Source organism: Caulobacter sp. 05T431 (genome assembly GCF_056665975.1).
Genome location: NZ_JBFTKU010000018.1, coordinates 39,991 through 57,925 on the forward strand (window position 1 = coordinate 39,991; position 17,935 = coordinate 57,925).

General features: G+C 68.5%; 20 protein-coding genes and 3 tRNA genes. 4 read left to right on the forward strand and 19 right to left on the reverse strand.

What is annotated here, in order from left to right; all coding sequences use genetic code 11:
- Positions 1-48 precede the first annotated feature (48 nt).
- The 13 genes from nuoI to AC1U89_RS16785 form a co-directional block, all read right to left on the reverse strand.
- Complete coding sequence (gene nuoI / locus AC1U89_RS16725; RefSeq protein ID WP_019847591.1) at positions 49-540, reverse strand: NADH-quinone oxidoreductase subunit NuoI; 492 nt, start codon at positions 538-540, stop codon at positions 49-51.
- 94 nt (positions 541-634) lie between these two features.
- Positions 635-880: a hypothetical protein gene (locus AC1U89_RS16730; protein WP_479900867.1), complete on the reverse strand. Its 246-nt coding sequence runs from the start codon at positions 878-880 to the stop codon at positions 635-637.
- Positions 880-1,950, reverse strand: coding sequence for an NADH-quinone oxidoreductase subunit NuoH (gene nuoH, locus AC1U89_RS16735; protein WP_479900810.1), 1,071 nt, complete (start codon positions 1,948-1,950; stop codon positions 880-882). The genes AC1U89_RS16730 and nuoH overlap by 1 nt, the downstream gene beginning before the upstream one ends.
- A 4-nt stretch (positions 1,951-1,954) precedes the next feature.
- Positions 1,955-4,015, reverse strand: coding sequence for an NADH-quinone oxidoreductase subunit NuoG (gene nuoG, locus AC1U89_RS16740; RefSeq protein ID WP_479900811.1), 2,061 nt, complete (start codon positions 4,013-4,015; stop codon positions 1,955-1,957).
- A gap of 6 nt (positions 4,016-4,021) precedes the next feature.
- The gene (gene nuoF, locus AC1U89_RS16745; RefSeq protein WP_029913311.1) at positions 4,022-5,341 is read right to left on the reverse strand and encodes an NADH-quinone oxidoreductase subunit NuoF; all 1,320 of its coding nucleotides are present in this window, start codon (positions 5,339-5,341) and stop codon (positions 4,022-4,024) included.
- A 3-nt stretch (positions 5,342-5,344) separates the two neighbouring features.
- On the reverse strand, positions 5,345-5,611 hold the full coding sequence (locus AC1U89_RS16750) for a hypothetical protein (RefSeq protein WP_479900812.1): 267 nt from the start codon (positions 5,609-5,611) through the stop codon (positions 5,345-5,347).
- The gene (locus AC1U89_RS16755) at positions 5,608-5,838 is read right to left on the reverse strand and encodes a hypothetical protein (protein WP_479900813.1); all 231 of its coding nucleotides are present in this window, start codon (positions 5,836-5,838) and stop codon (positions 5,608-5,610) included. Before AC1U89_RS16755 ends, AC1U89_RS16750 begins: the two co-directional genes overlap by 4 nt.
- Positions 5,838-6,524 (reverse strand): NADH-quinone oxidoreductase subunit NuoE, encoded by a 687-nt coding sequence (gene nuoE, locus AC1U89_RS16760; RefSeq protein ID WP_029913306.1) that lies wholly within the window; start codon positions 6,522-6,524, stop codon positions 5,838-5,840. The genes AC1U89_RS16755 and nuoE overlap by 1 nt, the downstream gene beginning before the upstream one ends.
- Complete coding sequence (locus AC1U89_RS16765; protein WP_029913304.1) at positions 6,521-6,853, reverse strand: nuclear transport factor 2 family protein; 333 nt, start codon at positions 6,851-6,853, stop codon at positions 6,521-6,523. The genes nuoE and AC1U89_RS16765 overlap by 4 nt, the downstream gene beginning before the upstream one ends.
- The gene (locus tag AC1U89_RS16770; protein ID WP_479900814.1) at positions 6,850-8,100 is read right to left on the reverse strand and encodes an NADH-quinone oxidoreductase subunit D; all 1,251 of its coding nucleotides are present in this window, start codon (positions 8,098-8,100) and stop codon (positions 6,850-6,852) included. The genes AC1U89_RS16765 and AC1U89_RS16770 overlap by 4 nt, the downstream gene beginning before the upstream one ends.
- A gap of 5 nt (positions 8,101-8,105) precedes the next feature.
- Positions 8,106-8,756, reverse strand: a complete 651-nt coding sequence (locus AC1U89_RS16775; protein WP_479900815.1) for an NADH-quinone oxidoreductase subunit C — start codon at positions 8,754-8,756, stop codon at positions 8,106-8,108.
- Complete coding sequence (locus tag AC1U89_RS16780) at positions 8,753-9,370, reverse strand: NuoB/complex I 20 kDa subunit family protein (protein WP_479900816.1); 618 nt, start codon at positions 9,368-9,370, stop codon at positions 8,753-8,755. Before AC1U89_RS16780 ends, AC1U89_RS16775 begins: the two co-directional genes overlap by 4 nt.
- Positions 9,340-9,717 (reverse strand): NADH-quinone oxidoreductase subunit A, encoded by a 378-nt coding sequence (locus tag AC1U89_RS16785; RefSeq protein ID WP_029913296.1) that lies wholly within the window; start codon positions 9,715-9,717, stop codon positions 9,340-9,342. Before AC1U89_RS16785 ends, AC1U89_RS16780 begins: the two co-directional genes overlap by 31 nt.
- Before the next feature lie 277 nt (positions 9,718-9,994).
- Between AC1U89_RS16785 and AC1U89_RS16790 the strand changes: the two genes are divergently transcribed.
- Together AC1U89_RS16790 and AC1U89_RS16795 are read left to right on the forward strand one after the other, a co-directional pair.
- Positions 9,995-10,071: transfer RNA gene (locus tag AC1U89_RS16790), tRNA-Asp, on the forward strand.
- Between the two features lie 77 nt (positions 10,072-10,148).
- Positions 10,149-10,225 (forward strand) — tRNA-Asp (locus tag AC1U89_RS16795).
- Positions 10,226-10,294: 69 nt separating this feature from the next.
- Here the strand turns inward: AC1U89_RS16795 and AC1U89_RS16800 are convergent.
- A complete protein-coding gene (locus tag AC1U89_RS16800) occupies positions 10,295-10,600 on the reverse strand; it encodes a UBP-type zinc finger domain-containing protein (protein ID WP_479900817.1) in 306 nt (101 codons plus the stop codon).
- A gap of 125 nt (positions 10,601-10,725) precedes the next feature.
- On the opposite strand from AC1U89_RS16800, the gene AC1U89_RS16805 reads away from it, so the two are divergent.
- Positions 10,726-11,742, forward strand: a complete 1,017-nt coding sequence (locus tag AC1U89_RS16805) for an LLM class flavin-dependent oxidoreductase (RefSeq protein WP_479900818.1) — start codon at positions 10,726-10,728, stop codon at positions 11,740-11,742.
- On the opposite strand, the gene AC1U89_RS16810 is transcribed toward AC1U89_RS16805, so the two are convergent.
- Positions 11,739-12,971, reverse strand: a complete 1,233-nt coding sequence (locus AC1U89_RS16810; RefSeq protein ID WP_479900819.1) for a glycosyltransferase family 4 protein — start codon at positions 12,969-12,971, stop codon at positions 11,739-11,741. The genes AC1U89_RS16805 and AC1U89_RS16810 overlap by 4 nt on opposite strands.
- 284 nt (positions 12,972-13,255) lie before the next feature.
- A complete protein-coding gene (locus AC1U89_RS16815) occupies positions 13,256-14,137 on the reverse strand; it encodes an SPFH domain-containing protein (protein WP_479900820.1) in 882 nt (293 codons plus the stop codon).
- Positions 14,138-14,241: 104 nt separating this feature from the next.
- Here AC1U89_RS16815 and AC1U89_RS16820 point away from each other — a divergent pair, with 104 nt between their 5' ends.
- Positions 14,242-15,495 (forward strand): glycosyltransferase, encoded by a 1,254-nt coding sequence (locus AC1U89_RS16820; protein WP_479900821.1) that lies wholly within the window; start codon positions 14,242-14,244, stop codon positions 15,493-15,495.
- On the opposite strand, the gene AC1U89_RS16825 is transcribed toward AC1U89_RS16820, so the two are convergent.
- From AC1U89_RS16825 to AC1U89_RS16835, 3 genes are all read right to left on the reverse strand, one after another.
- Complete coding sequence (locus tag AC1U89_RS16825) at positions 15,492-16,589, reverse strand: winged helix DNA-binding domain-containing protein (RefSeq protein WP_479900822.1); 1,098 nt, start codon at positions 16,587-16,589, stop codon at positions 15,492-15,494. The genes AC1U89_RS16820 and AC1U89_RS16825 overlap by 4 nt on opposite strands.
- Before the next feature lie 18 nt (positions 16,590-16,607).
- Positions 16,608-17,798: an esterase-like activity of phytase family protein gene (locus tag AC1U89_RS16830; RefSeq protein WP_479900823.1), complete on the reverse strand. Its 1,191-nt coding sequence runs from the start codon at positions 17,796-17,798 to the stop codon at positions 16,608-16,610.
- Between the two features lie 48 nt (positions 17,799-17,846).
- Positions 17,847-17,921 (reverse strand) — tRNA-Val (locus tag AC1U89_RS16835).
- Positions 17,922-17,935 lie beyond the last annotated feature (14 nt).

A 17,935-nucleotide genomic window follows, 5' to 3' on the forward strand; every position in this document is an offset into this window, starting at 1 on the left:
GACGGGTCGGGGGACCGGTCGCTTACCCTCGGAATCGCGCCCCGTCCTTTAGCGGTAGGGCGCGTCCAACTCCAGATTCTTCGCGATCAGCCGTTCCCAACGGTCGCCGTTGTCGAGCAGCTTTTCCTTGTCGTAGTAGAGCTCTTCGCGCGTCTCGACGGCGAACTCGATGTTCGGCCCCTCGACGATGGCGTCCACCGGGCAGGCCTCCTGGCACAGGCCGCAGTAGATGCACTTGACCATGTCGATGTCGTAGCGGGTCGTGCGGCGGCTGCCGTCGTCGCGCGGTTCGGCCTCGATGGTGATGGCCTGGGCCGGGCAGATGGCCTCGCACAGCTTGCAGGCGATGCAGCGCTCTTCGCCCGACGGATAGCGGCGCAGGGCGTGCTCGCCGCGGAAACGGGGCGACTGCGGGCCGCGCTCGTTCGGATAGATCACCGTCTTCTTCGGCGCGAGCATGTACTTCATGCCCAGGCCGAAGGCGCCCGCGAAGTCGAGCAGGGCCACGCCCTTGACCGCCTGTGTGATGCGCTGGAACACCAGAGCTCTCCTAACACTTCATCTCTTGGGAGGGACGAAAGCCCCTGCCCGCTTCGATCTTGTCCCGGCCGTTACTGGCCGGGCAGCGCCTGCGTCATTTGCCCTTCTTGGGAATGATGCAGGTGTAGTTGCCGAGTTGGGCGGGGTCGCCCCCGTCCTGCTTGGCCTCGATCTTGCCGCCGTCCGCCGCGCACTGGTCGTTCGCGCGCCGCAGTTCGTCGTAGCTCACAATGCCGCGCCCCAGCGAATACGACGTCTTGGCCGGGGCCACGTCGTCGGTCGCGCAGCCCGCCGTGGCCAGGCCGAGGCCTGCGAGGGCCAGGAGGGCGGCGCGGCCGATCACCCCTGGATCCCGAAGACGCGCCAGGCCGAGACCAGCATCACCAGCACCAGCGACATCGGCAGGAAGACCTTCCAGCCCAGCCGCATCAGCTGGTCGTAGCGGTAGCGGGGCACGATGGCTTTCGCCATGGCGATCATGAAGAACCAGAAGACGATCTTGGCGAAGAACACCAGGGCCAGCAGGAAGTTGACCAGGAACGGATGCCAGCCGGCCGTGAAGTCGATCGGGAAGCCCGGGTTCCAGCCGCCGAAGAACAGGACGCTGATCATCGCGCACATCAGGACGATGTTCGAATATTCGGCGACCATGAACAGCAGGTACGGGGTCGAGCTGTACTCGACCTGATAGCCGGCCACGAGTTCGGATTCGGCTTCGGGCAGGTCGAACGGCGGGCGGTTGGTCTCGGCCAGGGCCGAGATGAAGAACATGCCCATGGCGATCACCATGACCGGGATCAGGACCAGATTGTGCAGGCCGCCGCCGAAGACGTTCCAGTTCCAGATCCAGCCCGACTGCTTCTCGACGATGGTCGACAGGTTCATCGAGCCGGCCAGCAGGATCACCGTGATGATGATCAGGCCGATCGAGACTTCGTACGACACCATCTGCGCCGCCGAGCGCAGCGCGCCCAGGAACGGGTACTTCGAGTTCGAAGCCCAGCCGCCCATGATGATGCCGTAGACGCCCAGCGAGCTCATCGCCAGCAGGTACAGGATGCCGACGTTGAGGTTGGAGACCACCCAGCCCGGCGCGAACGGCACCACGGCCCAGCCCACGAAGGCCAGCACCAGGCTCAGCAGCGGGGCCAGCAGGAAGATCACCTTGTCGGCGCCGGCCGGGATGATGATCTCCTTCAGCACGAACTTGAAGAAGTCGGCGAAGGACTGCAGCAGGCCGAACGGACCCACAACGTTGGGGCCCTTGCGCATCTGCACGCCGGCCCAGATCTTCCGGTCGGCCAGCAGCAGGAAAGCCAGGCTCAGCAGCACCCAGATCACGACCAGCAGGATCCCGCCGGTCGTCAGCAGGGTCCAGGTCACCGCGGGGTTCGAGAAGAATTCGCTCACCGGCCTACTCCGCCGCGATCTTGGCGGCGCCCGAAGCCGTGGCCGCGCATTCGGCCATGGTCACGCTGGCGCGCGCGATGGGGTTGGTCAGGTGGAAGGCCTTGATCGGGCTTTCGAACGGGGCGTCCGACAGCTCGCCCGCGCCGCCCAGGCCCGACAGGTCGAACGACGTGGCCACCGAACCCGGCGCGTAGTCGATCTGGCCGAAGGTGGGGTGCTCGGCGAACAGCTTGGCGCGCAGCTGGTCCAGGCTGTCATAGGGCAGCTTGGCGCCCAGGTGCTCGGACAGGGCCCGCAGGATCGACCAGTCTTCCTTGGCCTCGCCCTTCGGGAACACCGCGCGCTCGCCGATCTGGACGCGGCCTTCGGTGTTCACATAGAGGCCGTTCTTCTCGGTGTAGGCCGCGCCCGGCAGGATGACGTCGGCCTTGTGGGCGCCGTTGTCGCCGTGGGTGCCCAGATAGACCTTGAAGGCGTCCGAGGCGGCGGTCTCGCACTCGTCGGCGCCCAGCAGGAACAGCACGTCCAGCGCGCCCGGCTTCAGCATCTCGGCCGTCGACAGGCCGCCCTCGCCCGGGACGAAACCCAGGTCCAGGCCGGCCACGCGGGCGGCGGCGGTGTGCAGCACGTTCCAGCCGTTCCAGCCGTCACGCACGACGCCAAAGCTCTTGGCCACGGCGGCGGCGGCCTTCAGCACGGCGGCGCCGTCGGCGCGCGATAGGGCGCCCTGGCCGATGATGATCGCCGGACGTTCGGCGCTCTTCAGGGCCGTGACGAAGTCGTTCTTGGCCTTGGCCAGGCCCGACAGGGTCTTGGTCCCGGCGCCCAGGTAGTCGTAGTCGAAGGTCAGGTCGGCCTGTTCGCCGATCACGCCGAAGCGGGTCTTGCCGGCCAGCCACTGCTTGCGGAAGCGGGCGTTCAGGACCGGGGCCTCGAGGCGCGGATTGGCGCCGACGAACAGCACCACGTCGGCGTTCTCGATGCCAGCGATCGTCGAGTTGAACAGCCAGCTCTCGCGCGGGCCGGCGCCCAGGGCCGAGCCGTCCTGGCGGGCGTCCAGGTTCTTCACGCCCAGGGCGGTGAACAGGTCCTTGGTCGCCTTCAGGCTCTCGGCGTCCTGCAGATCGCCGGCGATGACGCCGACGCGTTCCGGCTTGGCGGCCTTGATCTTGGCGGCGACGGCGGCGAAGGCCTGGGCCCACGAGGCCGGCTGCAGCTTGCCGCCGACCCGGACGTACGGACGGTCCAGACGCTGACGCTGCAGGCCGTCGACGGCGTAGCGCGTCTTGTCGCTGATCCACTCCTCGTTGACGTCCTCGTTGACGCGCGGCAGCACGCGCAGGACGGCGGCGCCGCGGGCGTCGACGCGGATGGCCGAGCCCAGGGCGTCCATGACGTCCACGCTCTCGGTCTTCTTCAGCTCCCAGGGCCGCGCCTCGAAGGCGTAGGGCTTGGAGGTCAGGGCGCCGACCGGGCACAGGTCGATCACGTTGGCGCTGAGCTCCGACGTCACCGCCGCGCCCAGATAGGTCGTGATTTCAACATCTTCGCCGCGCGAGATCAGGCCGATCTCCGGCGAGCCGGCCACTTCGGTGATGAAGCGGACGCAGCGCGTGCACTGGATGCAGCGCGTCATCACGGTCTTGATGAGCGGGCCCATGGCCTTCTCTTCGACCGCGCGCTTGTTCTCTTCGTAGCGGCTGTCGTCGCGGCCATAGCCCATGGCCTGGTCCTGCAGGTCGCACTCGCCGCCCTGGTCGCAGATCGGGCAATCCAGCGGGTGGTTGATGAGCAGGAACTCCATCACCCCTTCGCGGGCCTTCTTGACCATCGGGGTCTTGGTGAAGATCTCCTGGCCCTCGGCGGCCGGCAGGGCGCACGACGCCTGCGGCTTGGGCGGGCCGGGCTTCACCTCGACCAGGCACATGCGGCAGTTGCCGGCGATGCTCAGCCGCTCGTGATAGCAGAAGCGCGGGATCTCTTCCCCGGCCAGTTCCGCCACCTGCAGAACCGTCATGCCGGGCTCGAACTCGACCTCGACGCCGTTGACCTTGGCGATTGCCATAATCGTTTACTCCGCCGCGATCAGCTTGGCGCCCTGCACGTGCAGGCGACCGCTACGATAGGATGCGATCCGATCCTCCACCTCGTGGCGGAAGTGACGGAACAGGCCCTGGATCGGCCAGGCGGCCGCGTCGCCCAGGGCGCAGATGGTGTGACCCTCGACCTGGGTCGTGACGTCCAGCAGGGTGTCGATCTCTTTCGGATCGGCCTCGCCGGTGGCCATGCGCTCCATGACCCGCCACATCCAGCCAGTGCCTTCGCGGCACGGCGTGCACTGGCCGCAGCTCTCGTGCTTGTAGAAGTACGACAGGCGAGCGATGGCGCGGACCAGGTCGGTGGACTTGTCCATGACGATCACGGCGGCGGTGCCCAGGCCCGACTTCAGGTTCCGCAGGGCGTCGAAGTCCATCGGCAGGTCTTCGCACTGCTCGGCGGGGATCATCGGCACCGACGATCCGCCCGGGATCACGGCCTTCAGATTGCCCCAGCCGCCGCGGATGCCGCCGCAGTGGTCTTCCATCAGCTGACGGAAGGGGATGCTCATGGCTTCTTCGACGTTGCAGGGCAGGTTCACGTGGCCCGAGACGCAGAACAGCTTGGTGCCGGCGTTGTTCGGACGGCCGAAACCGGCGAACCACGACGCGCCGCGGCGCAGGATCGTGCCGGCGACGGCGATCGACTCGACGTTGTTGACCGTGGTCGGCATACCGTAGAGGCCCGCGCCGGCCGGGAACGGCGGCTTCAGGCGCGGCTGGCCCTTCTTGCCTTCCAGGCTTTCCAGCAGGGCCGTCTCTTCGCCGCAGATATAGGCGCCGGCCCCGTGGTGGACGTAGAGCTCGAAGTCCCAGCCGTGGACGTTGTTCTTGCCGATCAGCTTGGCCTCGTAGGCCTGCTTGATCGCGGCTTCCAGCACCTCGCGCTCGCGGACGTATTCGCCGCGGATGTAGATGTAGCAAGCGTGGGCCAGCATGGCGCGCGAGGCGATCAGGCAGCCTTCGATCAGGAGGTGCGGGTCATGCCGCATGATCTCCCGGTCCTTGCAGGTGCCCGGCTCGGACTCGTCGGCGTTGACGACCAGGTAGTGCGGACGGCCGTCCTTCACTTCCTTGGGCATGAACGACCACTTCAGGCCGGTGCCGAAGCCCGCCCCGCCCCGGCCGCGGAGGCCGGAGTTCTTCATGTTGTCGATGATCCAGTCGCGCCCGGCGTCCAGGATGTCCTTGGTGCCATTCCAGCAGCCGCGCTTCTTCGCGCCCTCGAGGCCCCAATCCTGGAGACCGTAGAGGTTCGTGAAGATGCGGTCCTTGTCTTCGAGGATACCGACCATGACTCAGCTTTGCGGATCGAATGGATGGGCGCGCACATAGCGCGTCCGACGAATGATGACATAGGCGAAAAGCGACCAGGCGGCGCCTATCACCAGGAAAGCGACGGGAACGGCCCAGCCGGGCGCCCCCTGGCCCATCCGGCCCCAGATCAGGAGCAGCGCCCCGATCAGGGAGCCGAGCAGGCCCGCGATGCGCTCGTTGCGGTAAAGACCACGAATGGTGTTCACGTACGCGGCGCGCTTGGCCAGGAGTTCGGAATCGTCGGTCACGACGCCCTGCCCTCCTCATCCTGCTTGGCGGCCTTCATCCAGCCCAGGATGAACCAGATCTGCGCGCCCAGCCCGACGGCGATGGCGCCGATGAACACCGGCGCCAGCCAGACCTGCTTGAAGGCGACGTAGCCAATGATCGACGCGCCGGCCAGCACGAAGCAGACCGCGTCGATGGCGAACATCGCGGTCAGTCGCTTCTTCTGGATGGCGTCGGCGTGTTGCATCAGGCCGTCGGCTCCGTCTTCGGGGCCTTTTTCGGCTTCTCGGGCAGGTTCGGGATCTTGATCTTCTTGGCCGCCGAGCCGTCGTACAGCTTCGGATCGGTCAGGGTCTGGATCTTGCCCTTCGGCTCCGACGCGCCGCGGCCTTCATAGCTGCCCGGCTTGGGCGACTTGCCGGCGGCGAAGTCGTCGAGGATCTGGGCCAGGCTCTCCGGCGTCAGGTCCTCGTAGTAGTAGTCGTTGATGGCGGCCATCGGCGCGTTGCAGCACGCGCCCAGGCACTCGACCTCTTCCCAGCTGAACTTGCCGTCGGCCGAAACCTCGTGGGCCTCGCCGATCTTGGCCTTCAGCACGGCCTTCAGGTCTAGCGCGCCGCGCAGCTGGCACGGCGTGGTGCCGCACAGCTGGACGAAGGCGACCTTGCCGACCGGCTGCAGCTGGAACATCACGTAGAAGGTGGCGACCTCCAGCACGCGGATGACCGGCATCTGAAGCTGCTTGGCGATCTCCTGGATGGCGGGCTCGGAGACCCAGCCTTCCTGCTTCTGGGCCAGCCACAGCATCGGGATCACAGCCGACTGCTTGCGCTCGGCGGGGTACTTGGCCTTCCACCAGTCGGCCTTGGCCTGGCTGTCCTTCGAGAAGGCGAAGCTGGCGGGTTGCTCTTTAGCGAGACGACGGACGCTCATCGGGCGAAATCCACGCGGGCGATCTTGTCGCCCCTGAAGGTGTAGATGGCGGCGACCTGGAACGGCGCGTCGCCGTTGCCGCGATCGACGTGCTCGTGGTCGATCACGTTCGAGCCGACCACGATGCGGTTGAGGAGCTTGGCCTTGTTGTTCGGGAACTGCGCGAACGCGGCCTCGTACCAGGCGCGATAGGCCTCGATGCCCGTGCGCGCCACGTCGCCGTTCAGGCCGGCGACCACGACGTCGTCGGTGAAATGGGCGCAGTGAGCGTCCAGGTCCTGGGCGTTGTAGGCGTCCAGCTGGGCCTGAGCGATGTCGACCAGGCTCACCGGTCCACCTCGCCGAACACGATGTCGAGCGAGCCCAGGATGGCCGAGACGTCGGCCAGCTGGTGGCCGCGGTTCATCCAGTCCATGGCGGCCAGGTGCGAGAAGCCCGGAGCCTTGATCTTGCAGCGGTACGGCTTGTTGGTGCCGTTGCTGACCACATAGACGCCGAACTCGCCCTTGGGCGCTTCGACGGCCGCGTAGACCTCGCCTTCCGGCGTGCGGAAGCCTTCGGTGTAGAGCTTGAAGTGGTGGATCAGGGCTTCCATCGACCGCTTCATCTCGGCGCGGCGCGGCGGAGCCACCTTGTTGTCCTCGGTCATCACCGGGCCGGGCGTGGCGCGCAGCATGGCGACGGCCTGCAGGATGATCTTGGTCGACTCGCGCATCTCTTGCATGCGGCACAGGTAGCGATCGTAGCAGTCGCCGTTCTTGCCCAGCGGGATGTCGAACTCGAAGTCGTTGTAGTTCTCGTAGGGCTGGCTGCGGCGCAGGTCCCAGGCCAGGCCCGAGCCGCGCACCATCACGCCCGAGAAACCCCAGGCCAGCGCGTCTTCCTTGGTCACCACGCCGATGTCGACGTTGCGCTGCTTGAAGATGCGGTTGTCGGTGATCAGGCCCTCGATGTCGTCGCAGATCTTGGGGAAAGCCTTCGCCCAGGTCTCGATGTCGTCGATCAGCGACGGGGTCAGGTCCTGGTGGACGCCGCCCGGACGGAAATAGTTGGCGTGCAGGCGAGCGCCGCAGGCGCGCTCGTAGAACACCATCAGCTTCTCGCGCTCCTCGAAGCCCCAGAGCGGCGGCGTCAGGGCGCCGACGTCCATGGCCTGGGTCGTCACGTTCAGCAGGTGGTTCAGGACGCGGCCGATCTCGCAGAACAGCACGCGCACGATCTGGCCGCGCTTGGGCACTTCGACGCCCAGCAGCTTCTCGATGGCCAGGCAGAACGCATGTTCCTGGTTCATCGGCGCCACGTAGTCGAGGCGGTCGAAGTACGGGATGTTCTGGAGGTAGGTGCGGGCCTCCATCAGCTTCTCGGTGCCGCGATGCAGCAGGCCGATGTGCGGATCGACGCGTTCGACGATCTCGCCGTCCAGCTCCAGCACCAGGCGCAGCACGCCGTGCGCGGCCGGATGCTGCGGGCCGAAGTTGATGTTGAACTTGCGGACCGGGGTTTCCGGCACGGCCGGCAGCGACGGCTTGTCGTGGAAGAAGTCCGTCGCCGCGGCGGGAGAATTGGAACCAGTCATGACTCTTACGCGTCCCCTGCCCGCTTCTCGGCCTTCTCGTCGCCCGGCAGGGCATACTTGGCGCCCTCCCACGGAGACAGGAAGTCGAACGCACGGAACTCGGTGATCTTCACGGGCTCGTAGACCACGCGCTTCAGCTCGTCGTCGTAGCGGACCTCGACATAGCCCGTCATCGGGAAGTCCTTCCGCAGCGGGTGGCCGTGGAAGCCGTAGTCCGTCAGGATCCTGCGCAGGTCGGGGTGACCGTCGAAGAAGATCCCGTACATGTCGAAGGCTTCGCGCTCGAACCAGTCGGCCACCGGGAAGACCGGGGTCGCGCTGGGGACGGCGGTGTMCTCGTCGGTCTGGACCTTGAAGCGCACGCGATGGTTCTTCACCAGCGACAGCAGGTGGTAGACCACGTCGAACCGGCGCTCGCGCTCCGGATAGTCGACGCCCGTCAGGTCCACCAGCTGGTGGAAGCGGTAGTCGGGGTGGTCGCGCAGGAAGGTCAGGGCCTGGACCACGCGATTGGCCGGGCCCAGCAGGTTCAGCTCGCCGAACGCCACGTGGAACGCGGTGATCGCGCCGGCCGAATTGGCGACGATCGCCTGGCCCAGCGTCTCAAGCGGCGACAGGGCCGGAACTTCGGCCTCGGTGACAGTCACGTCGGTCATCGCTCGATCGTCCCCGTGCGACGGATCTTCTTCTGGAGCTGCAGCACGCCGTAGACCAGGGCCTCGGCGGTGGGCGGGCAGCCCGGCACGTAGATGTCGATCGGCACCACGCGGTCGCAGCCGCGCACGACGCTGTAGCTGTAATAGTAGTAGCCGCCGCCGTTGGCGCAGCTGCCCATCGAGATGACGTAGCGGGGCTCGGGCATCTGGTCGTAGACCTTGCGCAGAGCCGGGGCCATCTTGTTGGTCAGGGTGCCGGCGACGATCATCACGTCCGACTGACGCGGGCTGGCGCGCGGCGCGAAGCCGTAGCGCTCCAGGTCGTAGCGCGGCATGGCCGAGTGCATCATCTCGACGGCGCAGCACGCCAGGCCGAAAGTCATCCACATCAAGCTGCCGGTGCGGGCCCAGGTGATCAGGTCGTCGGCGGCCGCCGTGACGAAGCCCTTGTCGGCCAGTTGGCCCGACAGGCCGTCGAAATAGGGGTCGTGCAGCTTGGGGTCATAGCCCTGCACCGTCGACCGCGCGGCCGAGCCGGCGGGAACGAGGGGCGAGCTGGGCGCCGAGCCGGTGGGGGGAACGATCACTCCCATTCGAGGGCGCCCTTCTTCCATTCGTAGATGAAGCCGACGGTCAGAACGCCCAGGAAGACCATCATCGACCAGAAGGCGAAGGCGGCCACGTCGTGCGGCAGCTTCATCAGCGAAACGGCCCACGGGAACAGGAAGGCCACTTCCAGGTCGAAGATGATGAACAGGATCGAGACCAGATAGAACCGGACGTCGAACTTCATGCGCGCGTCGTCGAAAGCGTTGAAGCCGCATTCGTAGGCGGACAGCTTTTCAGGGTCCGGCGCCTTGGGGGCGAGCACCGCGGCCGCGAGGATGAAGACGATGCCGATGACCGCCGCGATCCCTAGGAAGATCACGATCGGCAGATACTGGAGAAGGAAGGCGTTCATGACAGCCCTTGGCTTGAATCGAGCGGGTTGTAGCTCAGTGTCGCCAAGGCTTCAAACGCCTCGGACACATTGAGAAACGGTCGCAACTAGGTCTCCCCTTACCTAACGTCGATCTGCCGGATCGGGGCCGGCCCGCCCGCCGATCCACACGAAATCGCGGCCGCTCCGGCGACGTTTGATCTCTTCTTCGATATGGCCGTTGACACGAGTCTTCGCCCGACATATCAGACGCCCCTCGCCGAACGGCGGGTCGCACTTCGCTTCGGCGGAGCCAGATGCGGATGTAGCTCAGTTGGTTAGAGCGCCGGCCTGTCACGCCGGAGGTCGCGGGTTCAAGTCCCGTCATTCGCGCCACCTTCCCTGAAGTTGGCCGCACCCACCGCCAGTTTGGCTTAAGGAACGACCGCGCCGGACACTCGTTCGCGCCCGACGCGGATGTAGCTCAGTTGGTTAGAGCGCCGGCCTGTCACGCCGGAGGTCGCGGGTTCAAGTCCCGTCATTCGCGCCACTTCCTTCCGTCCTCGACACGAAAATCCAAATCCCGCCCCTGGGCCCCCGCCCAGGGATTCGCCGCGCCTCAATAGAATCGCGGAATCGGCCCCGGATGCGGGGTCGGCTGATCGAACTCGAAGAACTCCTCGTCGACATAGCACCAGCCCCAGCCTTCCGGCGGGTCATAACCTTCGATGATCGGGTGGCCGGTGGCCTTGAAATGCTTGGTGGCGTGCTTGTTCTTCGACTGGTCGCAGCAGCCGACATGCCCGCAGGTCCGGCAAAGCCGCAGATGCAGCCAGGCGTCGCCCGTCTTCAGGCACTCCTCGCAACCGGCCGTTCCGGGCGTCACGTCCTGGATCTGATCCAGATGGGTGCACTTCAGCGCCATGAGCGTCTCCGTTCGCCGCCCGGGCGGCGCGATTGTCCACGACGATTCCTGCGCCGATCGCCACGTCGACGCTAGTACGAACCGGTCGCCTTGAGGTTCGCGCCTCGCGTTCCGATCTAGCGTGCATGTCGCACGCTCATCCCCTGCCCTTTTCCGTCCTCGACCTGGCCCCCGTTCCGCAAGGAACCGCCGTCGGCCAAGCCCTCCACAACAGCCTGGACCTGGCCCGCCACGCCGAGCGGCTGGGCTATCACCGCTACTGGCTGGCCGAGCACCACAACATGCCGGGAATCGCCAGCGCCGCGACCGCCGTGGTCATCGGCCACGTGGCTGCGGGCACCTCGACGATCCGGGTCGGCTCGGGCGGGGTGATGCTGCCCAACCACGCGCCGCTGATGGTGGCCGAGGCCTTCGGCACCCTGGCCGCCCTGTATCCCGGCCGCATAGACCTGGGCCTGGGCCGCGCGCCGGGCACCGACCAGGCCACCATGAGGGCCCTGCGCCGCTACATGGGCGCGGTCGACAGCTTCGCCCAGGACGTCGTCGAGCTGCAGGCCTGGTTCAAGCCGGCCCAGCCGGGCCAGTCCGTGCGCGCCGTACCGGGCGAAGGCCAGGACGTGCCGCTGTGGCTGCTGGGCTCCAGCACCTACAGCGCCCAGCTGGCGGCCGCCCTGGGCCTGCCCTTCGCCTTCGCCGCCCACTTCGCGCCCGACCAGCTGATGGAGGCCATCGCCATCTACCGGCGGACCTTCAAGCCGTCGGAAGCCCTGGCCCAGCCCTATGTGCTGGTCTGCATCGGGGTCTGCGCGGCCGACACCGACGAGGAGGCCCGCCGCCTGTTCACGTCCAGTCAGCAGCAGTTCGTGGCGCTGAGGCGCGGCAATCCCGGCCTGCTGCCGCCGCCGGTCGACGACATTCGCGACGTGGCCTCGGAATCAGAGATCGCGGGCCTGGACCATACCTTCCGCTATTCGGCGATCGGCTCGCCCGAGACGGTCCGCGCCAAGATCCAGAAGGTGCTGGACGCCACCGGCGCCGACGAACTGATGGCCGCCTCGCAGATCCACGACCACGCGGCGCGGAAACGGTCCTACGAGATCCTGGCCGAGGTGCGCGGCCGGCTGACCCAGGCCGCGGCCTAGTTCAAGCCGACCAGTTCGAGGGCCGGCTGGGCCGTGTCCTCGAACGCCGCGCACCCCGTCAGGCGGCCGTAGATCGCCGACAGCTTGCGGAACACCGGGTCCCAGCCGTGCCGCAGCTCGGCCCGCAGGCGGGCGGCCTGGCCCAGGGCCACGATGTCGCGCGCGAACACCGACTCCACCGCCTCGGCGAAGGCGCGGGCTTCCGAGGCCGTGGCCAGGGCGCCGACGGTCTCGTCCACGGATTCGGCCACGCCGCCGGCCGCCACGCCGATCACCGGCAGGCCGCAGGCCATGGCCTCCAGCACGATCAGGCCGAAGGGTTCGTTGTCGTTGGCGTGGACGAAGGCGTCGCAGCCGGCCAGCACGGCGGCCAGGCTCTGCGGGTCGCGCTGGTAGTCCATGCAGATCACCCGGTCGCTGGACGGCGCGCCGCCGCCGGCGCCCACKAACAGCAGCACATAGGGGTCGCCCAGGCGCTCGACCGCCTCGACCAGGACATCCAGCTTCTTCTCGCGGGCCGGACGCCCGGCGAACACCAGGATGCGATGGCGGCTGGTCAGGCCCAGGCGCCGGCGCAGGGCCTCGCGGTCGCCGCGATGGGGATTGAAGATCTCGGTGTCGACGCCCAGCGGCAGGCCGATCGCGTCCTTGACGCCCGCCTCGATCAGCCGGCCGGCGATGAACTGGCTGGGGGCCACGGCCTGGTCGAACTGACTGTAGATCGCCGCCCAGCGTTTCTGGACCGGCTTCTCGGCCCACTCGCCGATGTGCAGGGCCGCCAGGGCGCCCAGGTCGGTGTGGCAGAAGCCCACCACGGGCACGCCCAGGGCGTCGCCGGCCTTCAGGGCCGCCAGGCCCGGGGTGTACGGATCACCGGCCTCGATGATGTCGGGACGCTGGCGGATCAGCCGCTCCATCCAGGCGTTCTTGACCACCGGCCAGCGATAGCCGTCGCCGAACGGCAGCGGGGCCGCGTAGATCGAAACCCGTCCGTGACCGTCATGCGCGTCGCGCGGACCGGGCACCACCAGGGTGTGGCGGACCTGCGGCCGATTCGCCGCGATCCAGGTCCGCTTCGAGTTCAGGTAGCGGCGCACGCCGCCGCTGCGGGGCGCGTACAGCATGGTGGTGTCGACCAGCCTGATCGGCTTTCCGGCGGACCGGACCGCCTTGAACAGGGGTTCTTCCGCCTCGCCGAACGTCGAGAGCTGATCAAACCGCAAATCCATCACGCCGGAAACCTCGCTTGTCAGCCGCGTCCGTCGTGACGGTCGCAGAGCCTTAAGACACTCACGGGGACGGAGGTTCCTCCGAAGCTGAACCGGTGTCCAGCGCTCGCAGTACGCCACGGCGCGAGAGGGCCTCGCGCAGCAGCATTTCGACCTGGGCGTTCACGCTACGCAGTTCGGCCGCCGCGAGGGCTTCGACGGCGGCCAGCACCTCGGGACGCACACGCATCAGAAACGCGCGGCGGCCGCTTTTCGGCGACTCTGGGGGGGACGCGGGCACCGGATCAGCCGTAGAGCGTGCCGGTGTTGACCACGGGCTGGGCCTCCCGGTCGGCGCAGAGCACCACCAGCAGGTTCGAGACCATCGCCGCCCGCCGCTCGTCGTCCAGGACGACGACGTCGCGCTCGCTCAGCTGCTGCAGGGCGTGCTCGACCATGCCGACCGCGCCGGCGACGATCGTGCGGCGGGCCGCCAGCACCGCCTCGGCCTGCTGACGCTTGAGCATCGAGCCGGCGATCTCGGGCGCATAGGCCAGGTGCATCAGGTGCGCCTCGTCGATCGCCACCCCGGCCACGGCGATCCGGGTGCGCAGGTCCTTCTCCAGGCGGTCGCCCACATGGGCCGCGTCGGCCCGCAGGGTGGGTTCGCCGCTGTCGTCGTGATCGTAGGCGTAGTGCGAGGCGGTCTCGCGCAGGCCGGTCTCGATCTGGATGTTCACGAAGGTCACGTAGTCGTCGACGTCGAACAGGGCCTGGGCGGTGTCCGACACGCGCCAGACGATGTTGGCCGCGATCTCGATCGGGTTGCCGCGCTTGTCGTTGACCTTCAACGTCTCGCTGGTGACGTTGCGCACCCGCAGGCTGATCTTCTTGCGGCCGTACCACGGCAACACCCAGCGCAGGCCGGTCCGGCGATCGGTGCCGACATAGGTCCCGAACAGGGTGACGACATAGGCCTCGTTCGGCTGCAGCGAATAGAAGCCGCAGCTGGTCAGCAGGAACAGCACGATCAGCCCCGCCCCGCCCAGGACGCCGGGAGGCCCGCCAAGCTTGAAGCACCAGACGGCGGCGATCAGCATCAGGGGAAGCGACAGCAGCGGCAGCCCGCCGCCGATCCCGCCAAAGGCGCGTTCGGTCGATCGGTTGATATTCGGCGCGTCGGACATGGAGCCCTCCAGGGTTGATGTCAAAATGATATCACTTTGATCGCTTATGGCAAGGCTCGCCTGGACCGCGTAGGCAGGGAACGCGGATGCGGTCGGGAGTTCTGATGGCGCGGTTTCTCTTCACCACCTGGGAAGGTGGCGGCCACGTGCAGCCCATGCTGCTGGTCGCCCGCGATCTGGCGGCGCGCGGCCACGCCGTGTTGGTCCTCAGTGATCCCTGCAACGCGCCGGACGCCGCGGCCCTGGACGTGCCCTTCAACGCCTGGACGACCGCCCCCTTCCAGACCGGCAAGACCCGCGATGACGACCGCCTGAAGGACCACGAGGCCGACAACCCGCTGGCGGTCATCCAGCGCCTGCTGGACCGCGTGATGGCCGGCCCCGCCCTCGCCTACGCCACCGACACCCTGGCGACGATCGACGCCTTCGCGCCGGACGTCGTCGTCTCGCAGGAGCTGCTGCTGGGCCCGATGGCGGCGGCGGAGGTCCGCGGCCTGCCGCTGGCCCTGCTGGCGGCCAATGTCTGGTCGCTGCCGACCCTGCCCGGCGCGCCGCCGTTCGGGGCGGGCATGCTGCCGGCGACCAGCGACGAGGAACGCGGCATGCACGCCATGGTCGGCCAGATGAGCCGGACCTTCTTCCAGGCCGGCCTGCCCGACCTGAACGCCGCGCGCGCCGCCCTGGGCCTGGCGCCGCTGGACGACCTGTTCGCCCAACTGGATGTCGCCCAGGCCATCCTGCTGGCCACCAGCAAGGCCTTCGACTTCGCGCCCGATCCCCTGCCCGCTCCCTTCGCCCATGTCGGCCCCTACCTGGCCGATCCGGCCTGGGCTCGGCCGTTCACGCCGCCGCCCGGCGACGCGCCGCTGGTGGTGGTGTCGTTCTCCAGCCTCTACCAGGCGCAGGAGCCGGCCCTGCGGGCGGTGATCGACGCTCTGGGCCAACTGCCGGTGCGCGGCGTGGTGACCACAGGCCCGACCATCGATCCCGCCGAGTTCGCGGCCCCCGCCAACGTCGCTGTCGTCCGCAGCGCCCCGCACGGCGCCCTGCTGAAGGACACGGCCTTATTCGTAACCCACGCCGGCCACGGCTCGACCCTGCGACCGCTGACGGCCGGCGTCCCGCTGCTGTGCCTGCCGATGGGTCGCGACCAGAACGACAACGCCGCCCGCGTCGCCCATCGCGGCGCCGGCCTGACCCTGCCGGCCGACGCGAGCCCGGACGCCATCGTCGCGGCTGTGCGCCGCCTGCTGGACGAACCCGGGTTCAAGGCCGCCGCCGAGGCCCTGGGCGCGGCCATCCGCGCCGACGAAGCCGCGCGCGACGCGGCGGCCAAGCTCGAGGCGCTGGCCCCCTAGTCGTCGGCGATCTCGATCCGGACATCACCGCCGGGGGATTTGGCGCCGAAGGCCAGCAGGCGCTCGCCCTCTTCCGCCAGGGCCTTGGCGACAGGCCTGGCGACCTTGGCGAACAGCTCCACATGCAGGACCGAGGCCGCCTTGCCGTCCTCGATGCGCCAGCGCCCCGCCGTGAAGCCGTCGACCAGCACGGCCGCGCGCACGACGCCGTTGACCGTGTAGAGCCGGCGCTTGTGCTCGGCCGACATGATCCGGGTCCGGTCATCGTGGCCCAGCAGCACGTTGTCGAACTCGCCCAGGAAACGGACCGGCGCTTCGGCGTCGCCCGCCGGCCGCTCGGCCTCGGGCAGGTCGAACAGCTCCGCGTCGTCTTCGCCCCGGAAGACCGCCAGCGACGGTCGGAGCGTGTCGAAGACCGGCGCCAGGCGCGTGAGCCCCAGCCAGGCCTGGGCGTCGGCGACGCTGGCAGGGCCGAACGCCGCCAGATAGCGCCGCACCAGGTCCTCGAGTGTCAGGCTCGGCTCGGGCGCTTCGAGCCGATCGGCCATCGCCGCCAGGGTCGGCTGCCCGCCGCGTCCCCACAGGCCGCGCGGGGGTAATTGCAGCATCGGCAGATGGACACGCGCCGCCATGGCCAAGGCCTGGGGATCGCGATCGGGCCAGTGCGCCGCCAGGGCGTCGCGCAACTGGGCCGTGGTGAGCGGCCCCTGGCGCAGCAGGCCCCGCGCGGTCGTGGCGACCTTGTGGGGGTCCAGTCCCGCCAGGGCGCGGCCGTAGACACCGCCCTCGGTCAGGGCCCGGTCAAGACCACGCTGGATCAGCGGCCGGATCGCCGCGAAATCGGCCGCCATCGCCACATGCAGCGTGCCGCGCATCAGGGTCCCGCGCGCGACGCCGAGATCCTCGAGCCGGACCGACAGGTCCTGGGGCGTGAAGGCCTTCAAGCGAGTCCACAGGGCGAAATAGGGCGCGGCGGCGGCCTGGGCCTGCAGTGCGACCAGCCGGTCCAGCGCCTGGGGCACGGAGAGGTCGGCGCGCGCCAATAGGTGCTGCCGCGCCAGCAACGCCCGGTTCAACGCCCGCTGTTTCAGCATCTCCGCCATCCGCCCAGCCTAGGCCGGCCCAGCCGCCGGCCCGCTGTCGGCAAGCGGCGTCGCGAACGTCACGCGATAGAAGGCCGTCGCCCGCCCTTCGACGCCGAAGTCGTTGCCGGTGCTGAGCAGCAGGTCGCGATCCGAGAGCAGCGCCAGGCCTTCCAGGTCGGCCTCGATCTGGGGCCAGTMGTCGGTCGACAGCACAAGGGTCTTGGTCAGGACCGGCGAATCCAGGGTCACGCGATAGAGCTTCGTGGTCGCCGAGATCCGCTCGAGCACCAGCAGGTCGCCGCCGCCCAGCGATACGGCTTCCGAGATCTTCAGGTCGTCCGCCCCGACGGGTCCCGCCTCGGCGTCGCGACGGAAGGTCTCCGGCGCGTCGAACGGATAGAAATGCTCGGCCAGCGGCGCCCCGGTGCGGGCGTCCAGCGTCCAGAGCCGGGCGCGTCCCAGCCCCCTGGCGTCGACCTCGTCTTCCGGTGCGAGCGGGCTTTGCAGGATGACGTGCAGCCGCGTCTCGTCCGGCGACAGGGCCAGGGCCTCGAAGCCGCGGTTCAGGCGTCGGCGCGCGGACAGGGCTGGAAGCACGTCCTCGACACGATAGGCCGCCCCCGCCAGGGCCGCGCCCTCGCCTTCCGGGACCCAGCGCGCCTGGACCACGCCGTCGGCCGCCACGACCAGGATCGAGGGGCCGTATTCGTCGGCCACCCGGAACGTCCCGTCGGCCAGGGCCGCCACGCTTTCGGTGTCGCCGCCGGTCAGGCTGTGGCCCAGGGCGACGCCGGACAGGTCGAAGGCCGGCTCCATGGCCGCCATGTCGCCGCCGGGACCGGGAAGACCGTCGAAGCCCACGCCCCTCGCGTCGCGCAGGGGCAGCACCTTGAGGCACGCGACCGCGTCGCTCTCGACGCGCAGCTGGGCCAGCATCGGACCGATCGCCGGACGCGGCATGATCTTGGCCCCCTCCCGGCCGGCCAGGCCCGACAGGTGCGTCAGGCCATGATCCTCGACCGCCGGCCCGATCTTGATGTTGGGACCGCGATCCCCGATCGCCCAGACCACGCCCGGCGGATCGCCCGCCCGGCGCGCCAGGCCCGAACCCAGGCCCAGGGTGATGTTCAGGCGTCCGCGCGGCGTCTCGACCTTGTCGAGGGCATGGTCCGTCCAGTTCAGTCGGGTGACGGTGATCGCGGGATCGGGAGCGGCCATGCCCGATCAGTGCGGGCGGCGAAGGCGAAAGTCCATCGCCGGTGATCTTGGTGGGCGGTGAGGGGATCGAACCCCCGACCCTCTCGGTGTAAACGAGACGCTCTACCGCTGAGCTAACCGCCCCAAGGCCAATCGGA

Bases quoted from the DNA above. Each gene is read 5' to 3' on its own strand.
- nuoF (WP_029913311.1), bottom strand. From the start codon at position 5,341: ATGGTCGGTATCCTCGAAGACAAGGACCGCATCTTCACGAACCTCTAC.
- AC1U89_RS16805 (WP_479900818.1), top strand. From the start codon at position 10,726: ATGTCGCACGCTCATCCCCTGCCCTTTTCCGTCCTCGACCTGGCCCCC.
- AC1U89_RS16815 (WP_479900820.1), bottom strand. From the start codon at position 14,137: ATGTCCGACGCGCCGAATATCAACCGATCGACCGAACGCGCCTTTGGC.
- AC1U89_RS16780 (WP_479900816.1), bottom strand. From the start codon at position 9,370: ATGGAAGAAGGGCGCCCTCGAATGGGAGTGATCGTTCCCCCCACCGGC.
- AC1U89_RS16785 (WP_029913296.1), bottom strand. From the start codon at position 9,717: ATGAACGCCTTCCTTCTCCAGTATCTGCCGATCGTGATCTTCCTAGGG.
- AC1U89_RS16825 (WP_479900822.1), bottom strand. From the start codon at position 16,589: ATGCTGAAACAGCGGGCGTTGAACCGGGCGTTGCTGGCGCGGCAGCAC.
- AC1U89_RS16755 (WP_479900813.1), bottom strand. From the start codon at position 5,838: ATGCAACACGCCGACGCCATCCAGAAGAAGCGACTGACCGCGATGTTC.
- AC1U89_RS16820 (WP_479900821.1), top strand. From the start codon at position 14,242: ATGGCGCGGTTTCTCTTCACCACCTGGGAAGGTGGCGGCCACGTGCAG.
- AC1U89_RS16770 (WP_479900814.1), bottom strand. From the start codon at position 8,100: ATGACTGGTTCCAATTCTCCCGCCGCGGCGACGGACTTCTTCCACGAC.
- nuoE (WP_029913306.1), bottom strand. From the start codon at position 6,524: ATGAGCGTCCGTCGTCTCGCTAAAGAGCAACCCGCCAGCTTCGCCTTC.
- AC1U89_RS16800 (WP_479900817.1), bottom strand. From the start codon at position 10,600: ATGGCGCTGAAGTGCACCCATCTGGATCAGATCCAGGACGTGACGCCC.
- nuoG (WP_479900811.1), bottom strand. From the start codon at position 4,015: ATGGCAATCGCCAAGGTCAACGGCGTCGAGGTCGAGTTCGAGCCCGGC.